Source organism: Enterobacter sp. ku-bf2 (assembly GCF_001742765.1).
GTDB lineage: Bacteria > Pseudomonadota > Gammaproteobacteria > Enterobacterales > Enterobacteriaceae > Enterobacter > Enterobacter quasiroggenkampii.
This window is the reverse complement of the sequence record NZ_MDVW01000001.1, coordinates 1,049,164-1,067,434: the sequence shown is the minus strand read 5'-3', so window position 1 is coordinate 1,067,434 and position 18,271 is coordinate 1,049,164. Positions and strand designations below refer to the sequence as shown.

Here is an 18,271-nt window from a genome sequence, read left to right as displayed (position 1 = left end):
AAAGCACATGTTAAGCATTAAAGATTTACAGGTCAGCGTAGAAGATAAAGCCATCCTGCGTGGCCTCAATTTTGACGTTAAGCCGGGCGAAGTCCACGCCATCATGGGGCCGAACGGTTCCGGGAAAAGTACGCTTTCTGCAACGCTGGCCGGGCGCGAAGATTATGAGGTGACCCACGGCTCGGTCGAGTTTAACGGCAAAGATCTGCTGGAGATGTCGCCGGAAGATCGTGCGGGAGAGGGCATTTTTATGGCCTTCCAGTATCCGGTCGAAATTCCCGGCGTCAGCAACCAGTTCTTCCTGCAGACGGCGCTGAATGCGGTGCGTAAATACCGTGGGCTGGAGGCGCTCGACCGCTTCGACTTCCAGGATCTGATGGAAGAGAAGATCAGGCTGCTGAAAATGCCGGAAGATCTGCTGACCCGCTCGGTGAACGTCGGTTTTTCCGGCGGCGAGAAAAAGCGTAACGACATTCTGCAGATGGCGGTGCTGGAGCCCGAGCTGTGCATTCTGGATGAGACCGATTCCGGTCTGGATATCGACGCCCTGAAGATTGTCGCTGACGGCGTCAACGCCCTGCGCGACGGCAATCGCTCGTTTATTATCGTCACCCACTACCAGCGCATTCTGGACTACATCAAGCCGGATTACGTCCACGTGCTTTACCAGGGGCGCATTGTGAAATCCGGTGATTTTACGCTGGTTAAACAACTGGAGGAGCAGGGTTATGGCTGGCTTACCGAACAGCAGTAATGCGCTCCAGCAGTGGCACCGGCTGTTTGAAGCCCAGGGCGGCACGCGCTCGGCGCAGGCGCAGCAGCATCTGCAGCAGATGCTGCGTCTTGGCCTGCCGACGCGTAAGCATGAGAACTGGAAATATACCCCGCTCGATGGCCTGCTGAACGCCGAGTTTGTTACCCGTCTGGCGGATCTCACCCCAGCGCAGCGCGACGCGCTGGCCTTGCGTGTCGATGCCGTACGCCTGGTGTTTGTCGATGGCCAGTTCCGTCCGGAACTGAGCGACACGCTCCAGGAGAGCGGCTTTGAGATTGAGATAAACGACGATCGCCAGCGCCTGAGCGCCCCGGTTCAGCCCGAGGTTTTCCTGCACCTGACCGAGAGCCTGGCCCGCAGCGTGACGCATATCGCCGTGAAGCGTAACCAGCGTCCGTCAAAGCCGCTGCTGCTGATGCATATCACTCAGGGTCTGGACGGCGATGAAATCAATACCGCGCACTATCGTCACCATCTTGAGCTGGCGGAGGGCGCGGAGGCCACGGTCATCGAACATTACGTCAGCCTCAATGAGACGCGTCACTTTACCGGGTCGCGTCTGACGATGAACGTGGCGGCGAATGCCCAGCTACACCACATCAAACTGGCGTTTGAGAATGCCCAGAGCCACCACTTTGCCCATAACGACATTGTCCTGGGACAGGATGCCGCCGCGTACAGCCACAGCTTCCTGCTCGGCGGGGCGGTGCTGCGCCACAACACCAGCACGCAGCTTAACGGTGAAAACACCACGCTGCGCATCAACAGCCTGGCGATGCCGGTTAAATCGGAAGTGTGTGACACGCGCACGTGGCTGGAGCACAGCAAAGGCTACTGCAACAGTCGCCAGCTGCACAAAACCATCGTCAGTGATAAAGGGCGCGCGGTGTTTAACGGCCTGATTAACGTGGCGCAGCACGCCATTAAAACCGACGGGCAGATGACCAACAACAATCTGCTGTTAGGGCGACTGGCGGAGGTGGACACCAAACCGCAGCTGGAAATCTACGCGGATGACGTCAAATGCAGCCACGGTGCGACGGTCGGGCGAATCGACGACGAGCAGATGTTCTACCTGCGCTCCCGCGGCATCGACCAGCAGGCGGCGCAGAAAATGATTATCTACGCGTTTGCCGCCGAACTGACGGAAGCGCTGCACGATGGTCAGTTAAAACTGCAGGTGCTGGATCGGATCGGTCAGCGCCTGCCTGGAGGCGAAGCATGAGTTTTCCCGTCGAGAAAGTACGGGCAGATTTCCCGGTTCTGACCCGTGAAGTAAACGGTCTGCCGCTGGCCTACCTGGACAGCGCGGCCAGCGCGCAGAAGCCGAATCAGGTGGTGGATGCCGAAGCCGAGTTCTATCGCCACGGCTATGCCGCCGTGCATCGCGGTATTCATACCCTGAGCGCCGAGGCGACCCAGCGGATGGAAAACGTGCGCACGCAGCTTGCCGCCTTCCTTAATGCCCGCTCGCCGGAAGAACTGGTCTTTGTTCGCGGGACCACCGAAGGGATTAACCTCGTCGCTAACAGCTGGGGCAATGCTCAGGTTCACGCGGGCGATAACATCATCATCACCCAGATGGAGCACCACGCCAATATCGTGCCGTGGCAGATGCTTTGCGAGCGCGTAGGGGCGCAGCTGCGGGTGATCCCGTTAAATGCGGACGGGACGCTTCAGCTTGAGCAGCTTGACGTCTTGCTGGATGAACGTACGCGGCTGGTGGCGGTTACCCAGGTCTCCAACGTGCTGGGGACAGAAAACCCGGTGGCAGAGATCGTCGAAAAGGCCCATCAGGCGGGCGCAAAGGTCCTGATTGACGGTGCCCAGGCGGTGATGCACCACGCGGTTGACGTCCAGGCGCTGGACTGTGATTTCTACGTCTTTTCAGGCCACAAGCTCTATGGGCCGACCGGGATCGGCGTGCTGTATGTGAAAGAGGACATCCTGCAGGCGATGCCGCCGTGGGAAGGGGGCGGGTCGATGATCGCCACCGTCAGCCTGACGGAAGGCACGACCTACGCGCGCGCGCCGTGGCGTTTTGAGGCGGGCACGCCCAACACCGGGGGGATTATCGGGCTGGGGGCGGCGGTCTCCTACGTCTCTGCCATCGGCCTGGACGCCATTCAGGAGTACGAACAGCTGCTGATGCACTACGCGCTGGCGGAACTTGCCAGCGTGCCGGATTTGACCCTCTACGGGCCTGCCGATCGGCAAGGGGTGATTGCGTTTAATCTCGGGAAACACCATGCCTATGACGTGGGCAGTTTTCTCGATAACTACGGCGTGGCGGTCCGTACCGGGCACCACTGCGCCATGCCGCTGATGGCGTTTTACCAGGTACCGGCAATGTGCCGCGCATCGCTGGTGATGTACAACACGACGGAAGAGGTCGACAGGCTGGTGGCGGGGCTTAAGCGCATTCACCAGCTGCTGGGCTAACGGAGAGGCGAAAGATGGCAGAGCTGCCGGACAAAGATAAATTACTGCGCAACTTCTCGCGTTGCGCAAACTGGGAAGAGAAGTATCTCTATATCATTGAGCTGGGACAACGCTTACCGCCGCTCGGTGAAGAGGCGCACAGCGCAGAGAACACTATTCAGGGCTGTCAGAGCCAGGTGTGGATTGTGATGGCGCAGTCTGATGACGGCACGATCGAATTGCGCGGCGACAGCGATGCCGCCATTGTAAAAGGGCTTATTGCCGTCGTCTTTAGCCTTTACCAGCAGATGTCGGCGCAGGATATCGTCGCGTTCGATGTCCGTCCGTGGTTTGAAAAAATGGCCTTAACCCAACACCTCACCCCGTCCCGTTCTCAGGGACTGGAAGCGATGATTCGCGCCATCCGCGCCAAAGCTGCAATCCTTAGCTAGACTTACAGAACTGCATTCATTCTGTTTCGCGAGGTGGTTCCCGCCTCGCTGGTTTTTCAGCTTTCTGGCGTTCTGTCAGTGAATAAGGAATCTCAGCATGAAGCGCGCGTCTCTCATTACTCTATTACTCCTCAGTTCGCTCGGTGCCCTTAATTCGGCCCGTGCGATGGACTATCCGTTGCCGCCCGCAGGCAGTCGTCTGATTGGGCAAAATCAAACCTACACGATACAGGAAGGGGATAATAAGCTGCAGACCATTGCCCGTCGGTTTAATACGGCGGCGCAGGTGATCCTGGAAACCAACAATACCATTGCGCCGGTAAACCCTGCGCCGGGAACCGTGATAACCATTCCGTCGCAAATGCTGTTGCCGGATACGCCCCGCGAGGGAATCGTGGTCAATCTCGCTGAGCTTCGGCTCTACTACTTCCCGCCGGGGCAAAACATTGTTCAGGTTTTCCCCCTGGGCATTGGTCAGCTGGGACTGGAAACACCGGTGACGACCACGCGGGTAAGTCAGAAAATCCCTAATCCGACCTGGACACCCACGCCTGGCATCAGAGCACGCTCTCTGGAGCAGGGCATTAAACTGCCTCCGGTGGTTCCTGCCGGGCCAAATAACCCCCTGGGACGCTTCGCGCTGCGTTTAGGCGTGGGGAATGGGGAATATCTTATCCACGGTACCAGCGCGCCGGACAGCGTCGGCCTGCGGGTCAGCTCTGGCTGTATGCGGATGAACGCCCCGGACATTAAGGCTCTGTTCGAACAGGTGCGGGTGGGCACCCGGGTGCAGATTATTAATGAACCCGTGAAGTTTTCCGTTGAGCCGGATGGTAAACGCTATATTGAAGTCCACCGTCCGCTGGCGCAGGTAGAAGGGGAAAATCCACAGGTCTCGCCCATTACCCATTCCGCCGAGTTTGCGACCTTTGTTTCCCAGGCGGGAAGCGATAAGGCGCTAATTGATAAAGCGCTGTCACGTCGCGCCGGGATCCCGGTTATCGTGTCGGCCGGTAGCGGCCCGTCAGCCAGCAATAGCGTGTTGTCGGTGCAGAACAGCCGGGTATCTGCTGCGGTAGCGGAAGATGAAGGGGAGAAGGTGACGCAGTAGCCGTTTGACGCAGGCAAAAAAAATGGCGCACAATGTGCGCCATTTTATTAACAGGTACTATTACTTACGGTATTTAGTAGCCTGGTTGTCCAGACGCTGGTTAGCGCGAGCTGCGTCGTCTTTAGCAGCCTGAACGTCGGAACGGATTGCGTTCACGTCGTTGCTCAGCTGGTCAACTTTAGCGTTCAGAGTCTGAACGTCAGAAGACAGCTGATCGATTTTAGCGTTGCTGGAGCAACCAGCCAGCAGAGTAGAACCCAGGATTACCGCGCCCAGTACCAGTTTAGTACGATTCATTATTAATACCCTCTAGATTGAGTTAATCTCCATGTAGCGTTACAAGTATTACACAAAGTTTTTTGGGTTGAGAATATTTTTTTGATGGGAATACACCTATTTTTGATCGTTCGCTCAAAGAAGCATCGAATCAGCCCGTTTCGGGTAAAAATCTAAGGAAAAAAAGGCATTTATCATCGGATTCATCTTAGATAATTCGCAATTAAATAGAAAAACCCGATTTGCATTTTGAATGACTTTGGCTAATGCCAGGAATAAAAAAAGCGCCCGACGGGCGCTTTTTATCCAAATTAATTCGTTCGGGAATTATTACAGCACGTGAACAGATGCGGTATTGGTGGTGCCGCTTGGTACCAGCGCGCCAGAAACCATGACCACAACGTCACCTTTCTGTGCAAGACCGCTTTCCAGAGCCAGTGCTTTACCCTGAATGTAGAAATCGTCAGTAGAGGCGATCTCTTTAACCAGATGCGCAACGACGCCTTTGCTCAGCACCAACTGACGAGCGGTGGTTTCGTTGGTGGTCAGGGCCAGGATGGTCGCATCCGGGAAGTATTTACGCACGGCGCGCGCAGATTTACCGCCCTGAGTGGCAACCACAATCAGTGGGGCTTCCAGTTTCTCAGCGGTTTCTACTGCACCGCGGCATACTGCTTCGGTGATACGCAGCTTGCGGCTGTCGTTATTGAAGTCCAGACGGCTGGTCATCACGCGGTCAGTACGTTCACAGATGGTCGCCATGATGCCGACCGCTTCCAGCGGATATTTACCTTTCGCGGATTCGCCGGACAGCATAACCGCATCAGTACCGTCGAGGATGGCGTTTGCCACGTCGCCAGCTTCAGCGCGGGTTGGGCGTGGGTTTTTGATCATGGAGTCCAGCATCTGCGTTGCGGTGATAACCACTTTACGCGCGCGCACACACTTCTCGATCATCATCTTCTGCGCGAAGATCACTTCTTCAACCGGGATTTCAACGCCCAGGTCGCCACGTGCAACCATGATGCCGTCAGACGCTTCGAGGATTTCGTCGAAGTTGTTCAGGCCTTCCTGGTTTTCGATTTTGGAGATGATCTGGATCTTCTCGCCGCCGTGCGCTTTCAGGTGCTCACGGATTTCAACCACGTCGGAACGCTTACGGATGAAGGAGGCCGCGACGAAGTCAACGCCTTGCTCGCAGCCGAAGATCAGGTCCTGCTTGTCTTTTTCAGCCAGGGCTGGCAGCGCGATGGACACGCCCGGCAGGTTAACGCCTTTGTTTTCGCCCAGGTCGCCGTTGTTCAGCACTTTACAGATAACTTTGTTGCCTTCGATAGCGGTGACTTCCATACCGATCAGGCCATCGTCGACCAGCACGGTGTTACCGACGGACAGATCGCTGGTGAAGCCTTCGTAGGTCACTGCAACGATTTCGCTGTTGCCGACGACGGATTTATCGGTGGTGAAGGTGAAGGTCTGGCCCGCTTTCAGAGAGACGTCGTTACCGCCTTCCAGTTTGATGGTACGGATTTCTGGACCTTTGGTATCCAGCAGGATGGCCGCTTTTTTACCGGTCTTGCTCATCACGTTGCGCAAGTTCTGGATGCGCTGGCCGTGCTCTGCGTAGTCACCGTGGGAGAAGTTCAGACGCATCACGTTCATGCCGGCGTCCAGCATTTTGCTCAGCATCTCTTCAGATTCGGTTTTCGGGCCGATAGTACAAACAATTTTCGTCTTTTTCATGACAGTCTTAGTCTTTAAGTTGGGAAGGATATGGAAATCTCGCTCCGGGGGCGCACCGCCGCGGAGTCAAACCTGTGTTGCAAAAGAGTATATGACACGCACTAAGGATAGGAGACATCAAATGAGCGTGCAGAAGAAAGTGTGCCTGAGTGACAGCCCAACGAAGGAGAGGAGAAGTTGTACGTTGTTTTTTGTATTCCAAGCGCTGAAACCATTCACCAGGGATTTGGCGCGCATTATACGCTGATTTTAAGATAAAAGGAAAATGGAAACGGTGTTTCAGAAATAATCAATGCTGTTTCACATAATATTGTTATCAAGGCGTTAAGCCATGATGACAACTTGTGGCGGCAGGTGAGTAACCTGCCGCCGTTTGCTTATTTTTGCAGCGCCTGGCTGAGGTCCGCAATCAGGTCTTTAGGATCTTCAATCCCCACCGACAGGCGGATCAGCTGCGGCACAATGCCGTTTGCCAGACGTTGTTCCAGCGGAATCGAGGCGTGCGTCATGCTGTAAGGCTGGCTTACCAGACTCTCCACGCCGCCCAGGCTCTCCGCAAGAGTGAACAACTTCAGGTTGCGAATCACCTCGGTGGCGCGTTGCGCATCGCCTTTTACCACGACGGAAATCATGCCACCGGGCAGCGCCATCTGCGTGCGGGCCAGCTGGTACTGTGGATGCGATTCCAGGCCAGGATAGAATACCTTTTCGACCAGAGGATGCTGATCGAGCCATTGCGCAATCGCCAGCGCGTTGGTGCTGTGCTTTTCGACCCTCAGCGCAAGCGTGCGAATACCGCGCAGCGTCAGGAAGCTGCTGAACGGATCCAGAACGCCGCCCACCGCGTTTTGCAGATAGCCCAGCTTGTCCGCCAGTTCCTTGTTGTCCCCGACAATCGCCAACCCGGCCACCACGTCAGAGTGGCCGTTAAGGTATTTGGTGGCAGAGTGCACCACGATATCGAAACCGGACTCCAGCGGACGGTGGATCAAAGGCGACGCGAAGGTGTTATCCGCCACGCTGATGACGTTATGACGACGGGCGATTGCCGCGATGGCTGCCAGATCGGCCAGCTTCAGCAGCGGGTTGGTCGGCGTTTCAACCCATACCATGCGGGTATCCTGGCGAATGGCGGCCTCGAGCCCGGCCAGGTCGTCCGGTTTAACCCAACTGACCTGCAGCCCGGTGCTGCGCTTGCGCACATTTTCGATCAGGCGGTACGTCCCACCGTAAACGTCATCAATGGCGACAATATGGCTGTCTTTATCCAGCAGTTCGAGCACCGTGGAGATGGCCGCCAGACCGGACGCAAAGGCGTAGCCGCGCGTGCCGCCCTCCAGTTCGGCAATCGCCGTTTCCAGCGCATGGCGGGTAGGGTTGCCGCTGCGGGAGTACTCATAACCGGTATGCTCCCCGGGCGCGGGTTGCGCAAACGTCGAGGTGGCGTAAATCGGCGGCATGACGGCGCCGTGCTGGTCGTTGAATTCGCCGCTGTGTACGCTGAGGGTGGCCAGATTTTTCATCATTGATTCCTTTATTGCTGTAGACGGTTGCGCCAGGCGGTCAGAACGTCGCTGCGCGTAATCAGACCGAGAAAACGGTCGTTGTCATTAATGACGGCCACCAGGCCGCGGTCGAAGATGGCGTTCAGGGCGCTTTCCGGCGCGTGTTTATCAAGGAATTCGACCTGACGCGTCATGGCTGCCGTCACCGGCAGCGCGAAGCGATCGCCGTCGCCGCCGATATGCCGCAGAAGATCCCACTCGTCGATAATGCCCACCACCTTGCCGTTTTCCAGCACCGGCAGCTGGGATATGTCATACAGACGCATGCGCGCCAGGACGGTGGAGAGCGTGTCGTCCGGGGCGGCGGTGACGGTGGCGCCTTCATCGTGGCGCAGGGCGATGTAGTCAGAGAGATCGCCAGCCTGCGGACGCGTGATGAGCCCCTGCTGTCGCATCCAGTCGTCGTTGAACATCTTCGAGAGATATTTATTGCCGCTGTCGCAGGCGAAGGTCACCACCCGCTTCGGCGTGGTTTGTGCCTGGCAATACTTCAGCGCGGCCGCCAGCAGCGTACCGCTGGAGGAGCCCGCCAGAATGCCCTCCGTTTTCAGCAGCTCGCGCGCGGTGGTGAAGGCCTCGCGGTCGGTGATGCGCCAGGCGCGATTCACCCCTTCAATGTGGGCCAGCGGAGGAATAAAGTCTTCGCCAATTCCCTCAACCAGCCAGGAGCCCGCGTCGTGGTAGCGTCCGGTTTCCACCTGGTCGGCGAGAACGGATCCAGCCGGGTCAGCCAGGACAAATTCCGTGTGCGGAGAGTGCTCGGCGAACCACGCCTGCAGGCCGCCCAGCGTGCCGCCTGAGCCGACGCCCACCACGATGGCGTCGATCCTGCCGTCAAGCTGTTCATACAGTTCCGGCGCCGTGGTGGTGCGGTGCGCCAGCGGGTTGGCTTCGTTGTTGAACTGGTCGATGTAAAACGCGCCGGGCAGTTCGTTCGCCAGACGCTGGGCGTAATCCTGGTAATAGGCAGGATGGCCTTTGTTGACGTCGGAGCGGGTCAGCACCACCTGGGCACCCAGCGCGCGCAGGTGGAAAATCTTCTCGCGGCTCATTTTGTCCGGCACCACCAGGATCAGCGAGTAGCCTTTCTGGGCGGCGATCAGGGCCAGGCCGAGACCGGTATTGCCCGCCGTGGCCTCAATAATCGTGCCGCCTGGCTGCAGCTGGCCGGTACGTTCCGCTTCGTTAATCATCGACAGCGCAACGCGATCCTTAATCGACCCGCCCGGATTTTGGTTTTCCAGCTTCAGGAACAGCGAGCAGGGACCGGTATCAAGCTTATGCAGCTGGATCAGCGGGGTACGACCAATCAGTTCGGTGACGGAGTGATAAATCGTCATGATGTTTTCCTTTCTGGATGTCATGACGGGATGATAGGGCGGTGAAATTTTCTCAATAAAGAACCATTCACTGCCGTTTAGAACAGAAAGGAATATAAATGCCATTTCTGGATGGAAGGACAGCAAGACGTAAAGTTGTCTGGATGTGAGGATGGCTATATCGGGATAAAATGCTGCAAAAATGACCGTTTTTTGCGCCCGTCCGCCAGCAGATATGCATCCGGCAGATAATCATTGCTGAAATTGGTCTAAATGCTTCCCACCCGGTAAATCCGCTGTTTATTGCCGAAAGTTATAACACATTCTTTTTTGTTCATTTAAAAGCTGATAACGCCTGTTTACTATCGTTTGGACATCCATACTGCTAAACCGCCACGGGCGGCACGGATAACGAATAAGAATGATTGTACTGAGCAATATTTCGAAGGTTTTTGACAACGGAAAGGTGGCACTCACAGCCGTTGATAATGTCAATTTGACGATAGCACAGGGACAGATATACGGGATCATTGGTTACAGCGGCGCAGGTAAAAGTACGCTTATCCGCCTGCTGAATGGTCTGGAAAAACCGAGCAGCGGCAGCGTAACCATCAACGGGCAGAACATTTCTGCCGCAAAAGGTGAAGCACTGCGCCAGGCGCGTCTGAAGATCAGCATGGTGTTTCAGCACTTCAACCTGCTGTGGTCGCGCACGGTCAGCGAGAATATTGCGTTCTCGATGCAAATTGCTGGCGTACCGAAAGCCGAAATTAAGGCCCGCGTGGCCGAGCTTATTGAACTCGTTGGCCTGAAAGGTCGCGAGCATGCTTATCCGTCACAGCTGAGCGGTGGGCAAAAGCAGCGCGTGGGCATTGCGCGTGCGCTGGCTAATCGCCCGGATGTGCTGCTCTGCGATGAAGCCACCTCCGCGCTTGACCCGCAGACCACCGATCAGATCCTCGATCTGCTGCTGGATATTAACCGTCGGTTCAAGCTGACCATCGTGCTGATCACGCACGAGATGCACGTGGTGCGCAAAATCTGCGACCGCGTGGCGGTGATGGAGAACGGTAAAGTGGTGGAAGAGGGCGACGTGCTGAGCGTCTTTACCCATCCGCAGCAGCCGATTACGCAGCAGTTTGTTCGTCAGGTGAGCCAGTACGCTGAAGAAGAAACGTTCAATACCGAACTGGCAAACGATCTGGAAGGTACGGTTATCAGGCTGACCTTTACCGGGCACAGCACGCACAAACCGATTGTGGGCGAACTGACGCTGCGCTACGGCCTGCCGTTTAACATCCTGCACGGAAAAATGACCCAAACCGCACACGGCGTGTTTGGTCAACTCTGGGTGCACGTCGTGGCATCTGATGAACAACTGAACAATATCCTCGCCGACCTGCAGCACAGCGATATTGAAGGCGAGGTGATTAAACATGGCTGAGAATCTCTTTCCGCATCTCAAGTGGGATCAGCTCTGGGCGGCGACGCTGGAGACGCTGTACATGACCGCGCTTTCCGGCGTGGCGACCTTTGTATTAGGCATCGTGCTGGGTCTGGCGCTGTTTTTAACCGCGCGCGGCGGATTGTTCCACAACCGCACGGTGTATAGCATCATTTCGATTGTGGTGAACGTGTTCCGCTCGATTCCGTTCATCATTTTGATTGTGCTGCTGATCCCGTTCACCAAGACCGTTGTCGGCACCATTCTTGGTGCCAACGCGGCGCTGCCGGCCCTGATTGTGGGTGCCGCACCGTTCTACGCACGCCTGGTGGAGATCGCCCTGCGTGAAGTGGATAAAGGCGTGATTGAAGCGACGCGCTCGATGGGCGCACGACTGAGCACGCTCGTGTTTCGGGTTTTACTGCCGGAATCATCACCTGCACTGGTATCGGGTATTACGGTAACGCTGATTGCGCTGGTGAGCTACAGCGCAATGGCGGGGGTGATTGGCGCTGGTGGTTTGGGAAATCTGGCTTATCTGGAAGGATTCCAGCGCAACCATGGTGACGTCACGCTGGTGGCAACGGTGACCATTCTGATCATCGTTTTCATTATCCAGTTCTGCGGCGATGTCATTACTTCACTGTTAGATAAACGCTAATAAATACACACAGGAACCACATCATGAAAAAGACACTGACACTGATCGCCGCTGCAACCCTGAGCGCCCTGAGCTTCGCCTCCTGGGCCGACACCCTGACCGTAGGGGCATCCAACACGCCGCATGCGGAAATTCTGGAGCAGGCAAAGCCGATTCTGGCGAAGCAGGGTATCGACCTGGAGATTAAACCGTTCCAGGACTACATTCTGCCGAACACCGCGCTGGCAGGTCATGACATCGATGCGAACTATTTCCAGCACATTCCTTACCTGAACAGCGTGCTGAAAGATCATGCGGGCGATAAGGACTACGATTTTGTCAGTGCGGGCGCGATCCACATTGAGCCAATCGGCATCTACTCCAAAAAATACAAGTCGCTGAAAGACCTGCCGGAAGGTGGCAAGATCATCATGCGTGACGCGGTTTCTGAAGAGGGCCGTATTCTTTCCATCTTCGAGAAAGAGGGCGTGATCAAGCTGAAGCCGGGCATCGATAAAGTGACCGCGCGCATCAGCGACATCGTCGAGAACCCGAAAAAGCTGAAGTTCACGCCTAACGTTGAAGCGTCTCTGCTGCCGCAGATGTACAACAACAACGAAGGCGATGCGGTGGTGATTAACGCCAACTACGCGATTGACGCCGGTCTGGATCCGGTTCACGACCCGATTGCGGTTGAGAGCGGTGAAAACAACCCGTATGCCAACATCATCACCGTGCATCGCGGTGACGAGAAGAAGAAAGACATCGTCGCGCTGGTGAACGTGCTGCACTCGAAAGAGATTCAGGACTGGATCCGCACCAAGTACAAAGGCGCGGTCATTCCAGTTAACAACTAATTAGCTGATTTTACAGATGAAGCCCGGCGAGTTCCTCGCCGGGCTTCTTTTTTGTATCCGGCAGGAGAATCATTTAAGCTCAACGTTTAACAGGCAATGGAGTGATGACGATGGGTAACGTGACCAAAGATGAAGCGCTGTATCAGGAGATGTGCCGGGTGGTCGGGAAGGTCGTGCTTGAGATGCGTGATTTAGGGCAGGAGCCAAAGCATATTGTCATTGCCGGGGTACTGCGTACCGCGCTGGCGAACCAGCGCGTGAAACGCAGTGCATTGACAACCGAGGCAATGGAAACGGTGGTTAAAGCGCTGGCCGGGTAAGGCGCCAGCGTTTCGCAAGCTGCTCGAGCGAGCAGCAGAGCAGGTAGTAGACCACGCCCGTAAAGATAAAAATGGCCGCCGGGTAGATTTGCACCCGGTTGTTGACCTGTCCCGCCACCGTGGTCAGCTCCGGGACGTTCACGATAAACGCCAGCGACGTATCCTTCAGCAGGCTGATAAAAATCCCCACCAGCGACGGCAGAATATTCCTCAGCGCCTGCGGCAGCAGCACGCGCCACAGGGTTTGCTGCGTGCTGAATCCCTGTGACAGCGCGGCTTCGAACTGCCCGGTCGGCAGCGCGCTCAGTCCGGCCAGCACCGAGTGCATCACGGTGGCCGCCGTAAACCAGGCCAGCGCCAGCGTGACGGTCAGCGCCCCGGGCAGATCGCCCCCGGTCATGAGCGGCAGGAGATACCACATCCAGAAAATCACGAAGATGAGTGGGATCCCGCGAATCAGCTCTGCCCATAAAAAGAGGACTTTTCGCACGAGCCCGGTAAAGCGCCAGGCCAGGCACGCGAGCAGTATCCCTCCGGGCAGAGCGATAACCGCAGCGCCTGCTGCCATCATTAACGAAAGCAGTACGCCTCCCGGTTCACCGGCTGCCGCGCGTCCCCACAGCAGATAATCGAGGTTATCGGTGATGACATTAAGTCCGGCAATCATGTTTTTCACTCCCTGTGGTGGCGACGATCGGGCGTTTACGTTTCGCCTGCGGCCCAAGGCGGACCAGCACCATTCCCATGACCAGACCGGTCAGCAGATAGAGTGCAGTACCGAGGGTAAATGCCTCCAGCGCGTGTGCGTTAAAGCTTTCGATCTGCCTGACCTGGTAGGTGAGCTCGGCGAAGCCAATCCCGCTGGCGAGCGAGGAGAGCTTCATCAGGTTGAGATACTGGCCCACAACGGGCTGCCAGGCGTTAGCCAGCCCCTGCGGCAGCAGGATGTAGCGAAACACGCGCCATGCTGAGAATCCCTGGGCGAGCGCCGCCTCCCGTTGCCCGACTGGCACAGAACGCAACCCGGCTTCCACTTCTTCGATTAAAAACGCCGAAGTAAAAACGCCCAGCCCCCAGGCAGAACATAAAAATTCGGGCGTAAACCACCAGACGTCGCCGGGCAGAATGGACCAGCTGTGATCGGCGTTGACCACGTCGCGAAACGCCTGCGGCAGCCCGTTCCAGGCGGCAAAATACCAGAACAGCAGCTGCACCAGCAGCGGCGTATTGCGAAACAGCGATACCCAGCCGCTGACGATCGCTTTCCCGACGCGTCCACCGGACAGGCGCAGGAGCATAAAGAGCAGTGCGAGCAGGCTGGCCAGCGCGATCCCCGCCAGCGTTACCCACAAGGTGGTGAGAAATCCGGAAAGTATCCACTGCAGAGGCTGTCCGGTCAGTACCCCCTGCCAGTCGAGCGCGGGCATTACAGATGCTCCTGATGCAGCGGATCCAGCACCTTTTGCAGGAAACGCTGCGCGCGCGGATGCGCTGGCTGGCTGAAAAACTGCGCTGGCGGCGCGGTTTCCAGAATTTGCCCGCCGTCGATAAAGACAATCCGGTCGGCGATTTCCCGGGCAAACTGCATCTCATGGGTCACTACGATCATCGTGATCCCGCTGTGGGCGAGGGCTTTCATCACGAACAGCACTTCACCAATCATCTCCGGATCCAGCGCGGAGGTGGGTTCATCGAAAAGAATGATTTGCGGTGAAGAGGCGAGGGCGCGGGCTATCGCCACGCGCTGCTGCTGTCCGCCGGATAGCTCTGCCGGGAAATGGTGGGCCTTTTCCAGCATCCCGACTTTCTCCAGCAGGGCCAGCGCGCGCGCCTGGGCTGGCTCTGGCTTCCAGCCGTGAACGTGCTCCAGTGCCAGGGTAATGTTCTGGCTGGCGGTGAGATGGGCATAAAGGTTGAACTGCTGGAATACAAACCCCACGCGGCTTCGCAGCTGGCGTAGCCCGCTACCGGAGAGCTTTCCGGTAGGCTTGTTGTCGACCAGGATCTCTCCGCCGCTCAGGGGTTCAAGCTGGTTGATAAGACGAATCAGGGTGGATTTACCGGAACCCGACGGGCCGAGGATAGCAACCACTTCACCTGGCGTGATGGTGAGATTAATGTCGTTCAAAACCTGATGGTCACCGTAGCGTTTGTCCACATGACGAAACTCGACGCTGGCCTGTTCCAGATGTGAAAAATCCGCGGCACCGGCCGCGGAGTGTGAAAATAAACCTGAGAGCATAATTACCTGGCTTCTATTTTAAAGCCGCGAGGCTGTGGAGCAGGGGTGCCAGGACCAAACCAGACATCATAGATTTTTGCCGCCTGACCGGTCTTCTCGAGATTAACCAGCTCGTCGTTGACGGCTTTCAGCAGCGCCGTTTCACCTTTCTTCACCCCCACGCCGATCTCTTCTTTACTGAGCAGATCGGGCAGGATTTTGAAGTTGGCTTTGTCCGGCGCCTGCGCCAGCAGACCGGCCAGGATGGTGCTGTCCTGAGTGATGGCCTGTACGTTGCCGTTGCGCAGTGCGGTCAGCGCCAGGGGAATGTCGTCATAAGAGAGGACGCGGGACTGCGGGAAACGCTGGTGCAGCGCCTGCTCGCCTGTTGTGCCTTTGACTGCGCCAATGCGCGCCCGGCTATAGTCATCGAGCTTGTCCGGTGATTTCGTCGGAACCAGGAACTGCTGGCCAGTGACGAAGTAAGGCGTCGAGAAATCAATGACCTGTGCGCGTTCCGGGGTGATAGTAATATCCGCCACGATCAGGTCGGCTTTGCCGGACTGCAGCAGCGGAATGCGGTTGGCCGGATTGGTGGCAACCAGTTCAAGCTTCACGCCGAGCGATTTTGCCAGCGCTTTGGCGAAGTCCACGTCGTAACCCACGATCTCATGCGTTTTGGCATCAATCGAGCCAAACGGCGGGTTGGCATCAAACGTGGCCACTTTCACCACCCCTGCTGCCTTGATATCCGCCAGCTGATCGGCCTGTGCCTGCACTGAAAACAGGCCCCAGGCTGCCACTACGCCCAGAGCCAGCGTCCGTTTTTTAAACCCTTTCATTTTTGCTGCCATAGTCATTCGCCATCCCGTTGTTTTTGTTTTACCCCGTTACGCTCCCATAAGGGAAAGCTATCGCCAAATAAGAAATCGTTCTTTGCTATGAGCAAAAAAGCATTAGTGAACAAGGTGTTAATGAAGAGTGAAAAGGACGAGGGTGCTATTTGCAGATCCTGCACATCGACAGTGGATTTTGGTATTTCCCCTGCACGGGATTAGGGTGCTTAACTGGAGGCAGATACGGCGAGAGAGGGTAAGACGATGAAAAAATGGATCAGCACGTTACGGCGGTTTTTTGCGGCCCGGCCAGCGAATGCGGAGAACAGCGCGCAACGTGTTCTTGAGTCGATACTGCCTGTCGCCAGCCTGTATGGCGTAGACGTTGCCAACATTGACCCGGAGTGGTTCCATGATAAAACGCCACGCTGAACTGCGCCGCACGCGCGAAACGTACTGGAATGAAGTGTGCGTGACGTTTAACGAGTGAAATAAAAAAGCACCGGTTTCCCGGTGCTTTTTTATTAGATCTTGCAGGCGTCGCCGCAGTCGTCGTCGGCGACAATCGCCTGCGCTTTTTTATCCGCATCGTCCAGACGTTCCGCATTACGCTCTTCTGCTTCATCCAGACCGTTAAACACTAAGTTATCGAGATCAATTTCCATGTTGCACCTGCTCTGTTCAGTTTTCGATACTGGCACAGTATAGGGCAAAAAAAGCCAGCAATGTACCTCGCAGCACATAAGGATAATCCCTGCCATACTCAGTGCTTTATCGCTGAGGAGAGCACATGATTACACTCTGTAAAACCTGCGGGACCGCCTACGATACGCAGCCGGACAGATGCCCAATTTGTGAGGATGAACGCCAGTATGTGCCCATCACGGGACAGGCGTGGACCGATCTCGATACCGTCAACGCGACGCACAGCAACAAATGGCAGCAGCTGGAGCCGGGATTGTTCGGTATCAAAACCGTTCCGGCGTTTGCTATCAACCAGCGGGCACTGCTTCTGCAAACGCCGCACGGCAACATTCTCTGGGACTGTATCGCCAACCTCGATGCCGCAACCCAAACCCTCATCGCCGCGCTCGGCGGCATCAGTGCGATTGCGATTTCACACCCGCACTATTACACCACGATGCAGGAGTGGGCTGCGGCGTTTGATGCACCGGTGTACCTGCACGCCAGCGACAGAGAGTGGGTGATGCGCGACAGCCCAGCCATTCATTTCTGGGAAGGCGATGCGCTGGAGATTTTCCCGTCTGTTACCCTGCTGCGTCTGGGCGGGCATTTTGCCGGGGGAACGGTGCTGCACTGGCAGGAGGGGGACGGGGTGCTGCTGGTGGGCGATATTCTGCAGGTCACGCCGGGTAAAGACGCCGTCTCGTTTATGTGGAGCTATCCGAACTATCTTCCGCTGCCTGCCCGCACCGTGGCGTCCGTCGTGAGTCATCTGGAAGGCAGAACGTTTGAACGTCTGTACGGCGCGTTCGAAGGGCAGAACATCCTCGCTAACGCGGACGAAATTGTGCAGCGGTCGGGCCAGAAATATATTGCTTGTCTGAAGTAAACCACGATGGGTAAACTTTACGAGTGTGATCTCGATCATACCTAAACTAAAACAGATAAAAGAGACATTGCTATGCAACATATCATTGAAGGTTTTCTCAGCTTTCAAAAAGAGATTTTCCCGCAACGTAAAGAACTCTTCCGCAGTTTAGCGTCCAGCCAGAATCCCAAAGCGCTGTTCATCTCATGCTCCGACAGCCGTCTGGTCCCGGAACTGGTCACCCAGCAAGAGCCTGGACAACTCTTTGTCATTCGTAATGCTGGCAACATTGTGCCGCCGTTCGGACCGGAGCCAGGCGGTGTGTCCGCTACCATCGAATACGCCGTCGTGGCGCTGGGCGTCACGGATATCGTGATTTGCGGTCACTCCAACTGCGGCGCGATGAAGGCGATTGCCGATAACGCGAACCTGGAGCCGATGCCTGCCGTGTCACACTGGCTGCGCTATTCCGACGCGGCAAAAGCCGTGGTAGAGAAGAAAAGCTGGGATAAGCCGATCGATAAAGTGAATGCGATGGTGCAGGAAAACGTCTTTGCGCAGCTGAGCAACATCAAGACCCATCCGTCCGTCGCGGTGGGCCTGCGTAATAACTCCATCCGACTCCACGGCTGGGTGTACGACATTGAAAGCGGCGAAATCCTCGCGCTGGATAAAGCGACGAAAAGCTTCGTCTCGCTGTCGGAAAACCCGGAAGTCTTCTTCGAGTAATCCGCAACAG

General features: G+C 56.4%; 21 protein-coding genes. 12 read left to right on the top strand and 9 right to left on the bottom strand.

Going from position 1 to position 18,271, the window contains the following annotated elements; genetic code table 11:
- Window positions 1-7 precede the first annotated feature (7 nt).
- The 5 genes from sufC (at window position 8) to BFG58_RS05070 (ending at window position 4,759) form a co-directional block, all read left to right on the top strand.
- Window positions 8-754 (top strand): Fe-S cluster assembly ATPase SufC, encoded by a 747-nt coding sequence (gene sufC / locus BFG58_RS05090; protein ID WP_048027583.1) that lies wholly within the window; start codon window positions 8-10, stop codon window positions 752-754.
- Window positions 729-2,000 (top strand): Fe-S cluster assembly protein SufD, encoded by a 1,272-nt coding sequence (gene sufD / locus BFG58_RS05085; protein ID WP_063621442.1) that lies wholly within the window; start codon window positions 729-731, stop codon window positions 1,998-2,000. Before sufC ends, sufD begins: the two co-directional genes overlap by 26 nt.
- Window positions 1,997-3,217, top strand: a complete 1,221-nt coding sequence (gene sufS, locus BFG58_RS05080) for a cysteine desulfurase SufS (RefSeq protein ID WP_069719386.1) — start codon at window positions 1,997-1,999, stop codon at window positions 3,215-3,217. Before sufD ends, sufS begins: the two co-directional genes overlap by 4 nt.
- A gap of 14 nt (window positions 3,218-3,231) precedes the next feature.
- A complete protein-coding gene (sufE, locus tag BFG58_RS05075) occupies window positions 3,232-3,648 on the top strand; it encodes a cysteine desulfuration protein SufE (protein ID WP_039023841.1) in 417 nt (138 codons plus the stop codon).
- A 97-nt stretch (window positions 3,649-3,745) separates the two neighbouring features.
- Window positions 3,746-4,759 carry a L,D-transpeptidase family protein gene (locus BFG58_RS05070; protein WP_048027587.1) on the top strand — a complete coding sequence of 338 codons (1,014 nt, stop codon included), beginning with the start codon at window positions 3,746-3,748 and terminating at the stop codon, window positions 4,757-4,759.
- A 60-nt stretch (window positions 4,760-4,819) separates the two neighbouring features.
- Here BFG58_RS05070 and lpp read toward each other — a convergent pair whose 3' ends face one another.
- The 4 genes from lpp to BFG58_RS05050 form a co-directional block, all read right to left on the bottom strand.
- Window positions 4,820-5,056: a murein lipoprotein Lpp gene (gene lpp / locus BFG58_RS05065; RefSeq protein WP_010430241.1), complete on the bottom strand. Its 237-nt coding sequence runs from the start codon at window positions 5,054-5,056 to the stop codon at window positions 4,820-4,822.
- Window positions 5,057-5,365: 309 nt separating this feature from the next.
- Window positions 5,366-6,778: a pyruvate kinase PykF gene (pykF, locus tag BFG58_RS05060; RefSeq protein ID WP_045284943.1), complete on the bottom strand. Its 1,413-nt coding sequence runs from the start codon at window positions 6,776-6,778 to the stop codon at window positions 5,366-5,368.
- Between the two features lie 377 nt (window positions 6,779-7,155).
- Window positions 7,156-8,301, bottom strand: a complete 1,146-nt coding sequence (locus BFG58_RS05055) for a PLP-dependent aspartate aminotransferase family protein (RefSeq protein WP_069719385.1) — start codon at window positions 8,299-8,301, stop codon at window positions 7,156-7,158.
- An 11-nt stretch (window positions 8,302-8,312) separates the two neighbouring features.
- On the bottom strand, window positions 8,313-9,683 hold the full coding sequence (locus BFG58_RS05050; RefSeq protein ID WP_069719384.1) for a cystathionine beta-synthase: 1,371 nt from the start codon (window positions 9,681-9,683) through the stop codon (window positions 8,313-8,315).
- 400 nt (window positions 9,684-10,083) lie between these two features.
- Here BFG58_RS05050 and BFG58_RS05045 point away from each other — a divergent pair, with 400 nt between their 5' ends.
- The 4 genes from BFG58_RS05045 to fumD all read left to right on the top strand — a co-directional run bounded on the left by BFG58_RS05045 (window position 10,084) and on the right by fumD (window position 12,923).
- A complete protein-coding gene (locus BFG58_RS05045; RefSeq protein WP_045910313.1) occupies window positions 10,084-11,106 on the top strand; it encodes a methionine ABC transporter ATP-binding protein in 1,023 nt (340 codons plus the stop codon).
- Window positions 11,099-11,767, top strand: a complete 669-nt coding sequence (locus tag BFG58_RS05040) for a methionine ABC transporter permease (RefSeq protein ID WP_069719383.1) — start codon at window positions 11,099-11,101, stop codon at window positions 11,765-11,767. The genes BFG58_RS05045 and BFG58_RS05040 overlap by 8 nt, the downstream gene beginning before the upstream one ends.
- Before the next feature lie 23 nt (window positions 11,768-11,790).
- A complete protein-coding gene (locus BFG58_RS05035; RefSeq protein WP_008500616.1) occupies window positions 11,791-12,603 on the top strand; it encodes a MetQ/NlpA family ABC transporter substrate-binding protein in 813 nt (270 codons plus the stop codon).
- A 110-nt stretch (window positions 12,604-12,713) separates the two neighbouring features.
- The gene (fumD, locus tag BFG58_RS05030) at window positions 12,714-12,923 is read left to right on the top strand and encodes a fumarate hydratase FumD (RefSeq protein WP_023343959.1); all 210 of its coding nucleotides are present in this window, start codon (window positions 12,714-12,716) and stop codon (window positions 12,921-12,923) included.
- On the opposite strand, the gene BFG58_RS05025 is transcribed toward fumD, so the two are convergent.
- From BFG58_RS05025 to BFG58_RS05010, 4 genes are read right to left on the bottom strand one after another with little or no spacing between them, the layout of a single operon-like run.
- The gene (locus tag BFG58_RS05025; RefSeq protein WP_048030750.1) at window positions 12,904-13,590 is read right to left on the bottom strand and encodes an amino acid ABC transporter permease; all 687 of its coding nucleotides are present in this window, start codon (window positions 13,588-13,590) and stop codon (window positions 12,904-12,906) included. The two genes, fumD and BFG58_RS05025, sit on opposite strands and share 20 nt — an antisense overlap.
- Window positions 13,574-14,350: an amino acid ABC transporter permease gene (locus tag BFG58_RS05020; protein WP_048030749.1), complete on the bottom strand. Its 777-nt coding sequence runs from the start codon at window positions 14,348-14,350 to the stop codon at window positions 13,574-13,576. Before BFG58_RS05020 ends, BFG58_RS05025 begins: the two co-directional genes overlap by 17 nt.
- A complete protein-coding gene (locus BFG58_RS05015) occupies window positions 14,350-15,165 on the bottom strand; it encodes an amino acid ABC transporter ATP-binding protein (protein ID WP_045910316.1) in 816 nt (271 codons plus the stop codon). Before BFG58_RS05015 ends, BFG58_RS05020 begins: the two co-directional genes overlap by 1 nt.
- A 2-nt stretch (window positions 15,166-15,167) precedes the next feature.
- Complete coding sequence (locus BFG58_RS05010) at window positions 15,168-15,998, bottom strand: ABC transporter substrate-binding protein (RefSeq protein WP_083261457.1); 831 nt, start codon at window positions 15,996-15,998, stop codon at window positions 15,168-15,170.
- Window positions 15,999-16,244: 246 nt separating this feature from the next.
- Here BFG58_RS05010 and BFG58_RS24070 point away from each other — a divergent pair, with 246 nt between their 5' ends.
- A complete protein-coding gene (locus BFG58_RS24070) occupies window positions 16,245-16,412 on the top strand; it encodes a hypothetical protein (protein WP_032666818.1) in 168 nt (55 codons plus the stop codon).
- Window positions 16,413-16,504: 92 nt separating this feature from the next.
- Here BFG58_RS24070 and BFG58_RS23710 read toward each other — a convergent pair whose 3' ends face one another.
- Complete coding sequence (locus tag BFG58_RS23710; RefSeq protein ID WP_003857665.1) at window positions 16,505-16,645, bottom strand: hypothetical protein; 141 nt, start codon at window positions 16,643-16,645, stop codon at window positions 16,505-16,507.
- 125 nt (window positions 16,646-16,770) lie between these two features.
- On the opposite strand from BFG58_RS23710, the gene BFG58_RS04995 reads away from it, so the two are divergent.
- On the top strand, window positions 16,771-17,553 hold the full coding sequence (locus tag BFG58_RS04995; protein ID WP_069719382.1) for an MBL fold metallo-hydrolase: 783 nt from the start codon (window positions 16,771-16,773) through the stop codon (window positions 17,551-17,553).
- A gap of 72 nt (window positions 17,554-17,625) precedes the next feature.
- A complete protein-coding gene (locus BFG58_RS04990) occupies window positions 17,626-18,261 on the top strand; it encodes a carbonic anhydrase (RefSeq protein ID WP_047075163.1) in 636 nt (211 codons plus the stop codon).
- The last annotated feature ends 10 nt before the right edge of the window (window positions 18,262-18,271 follow it).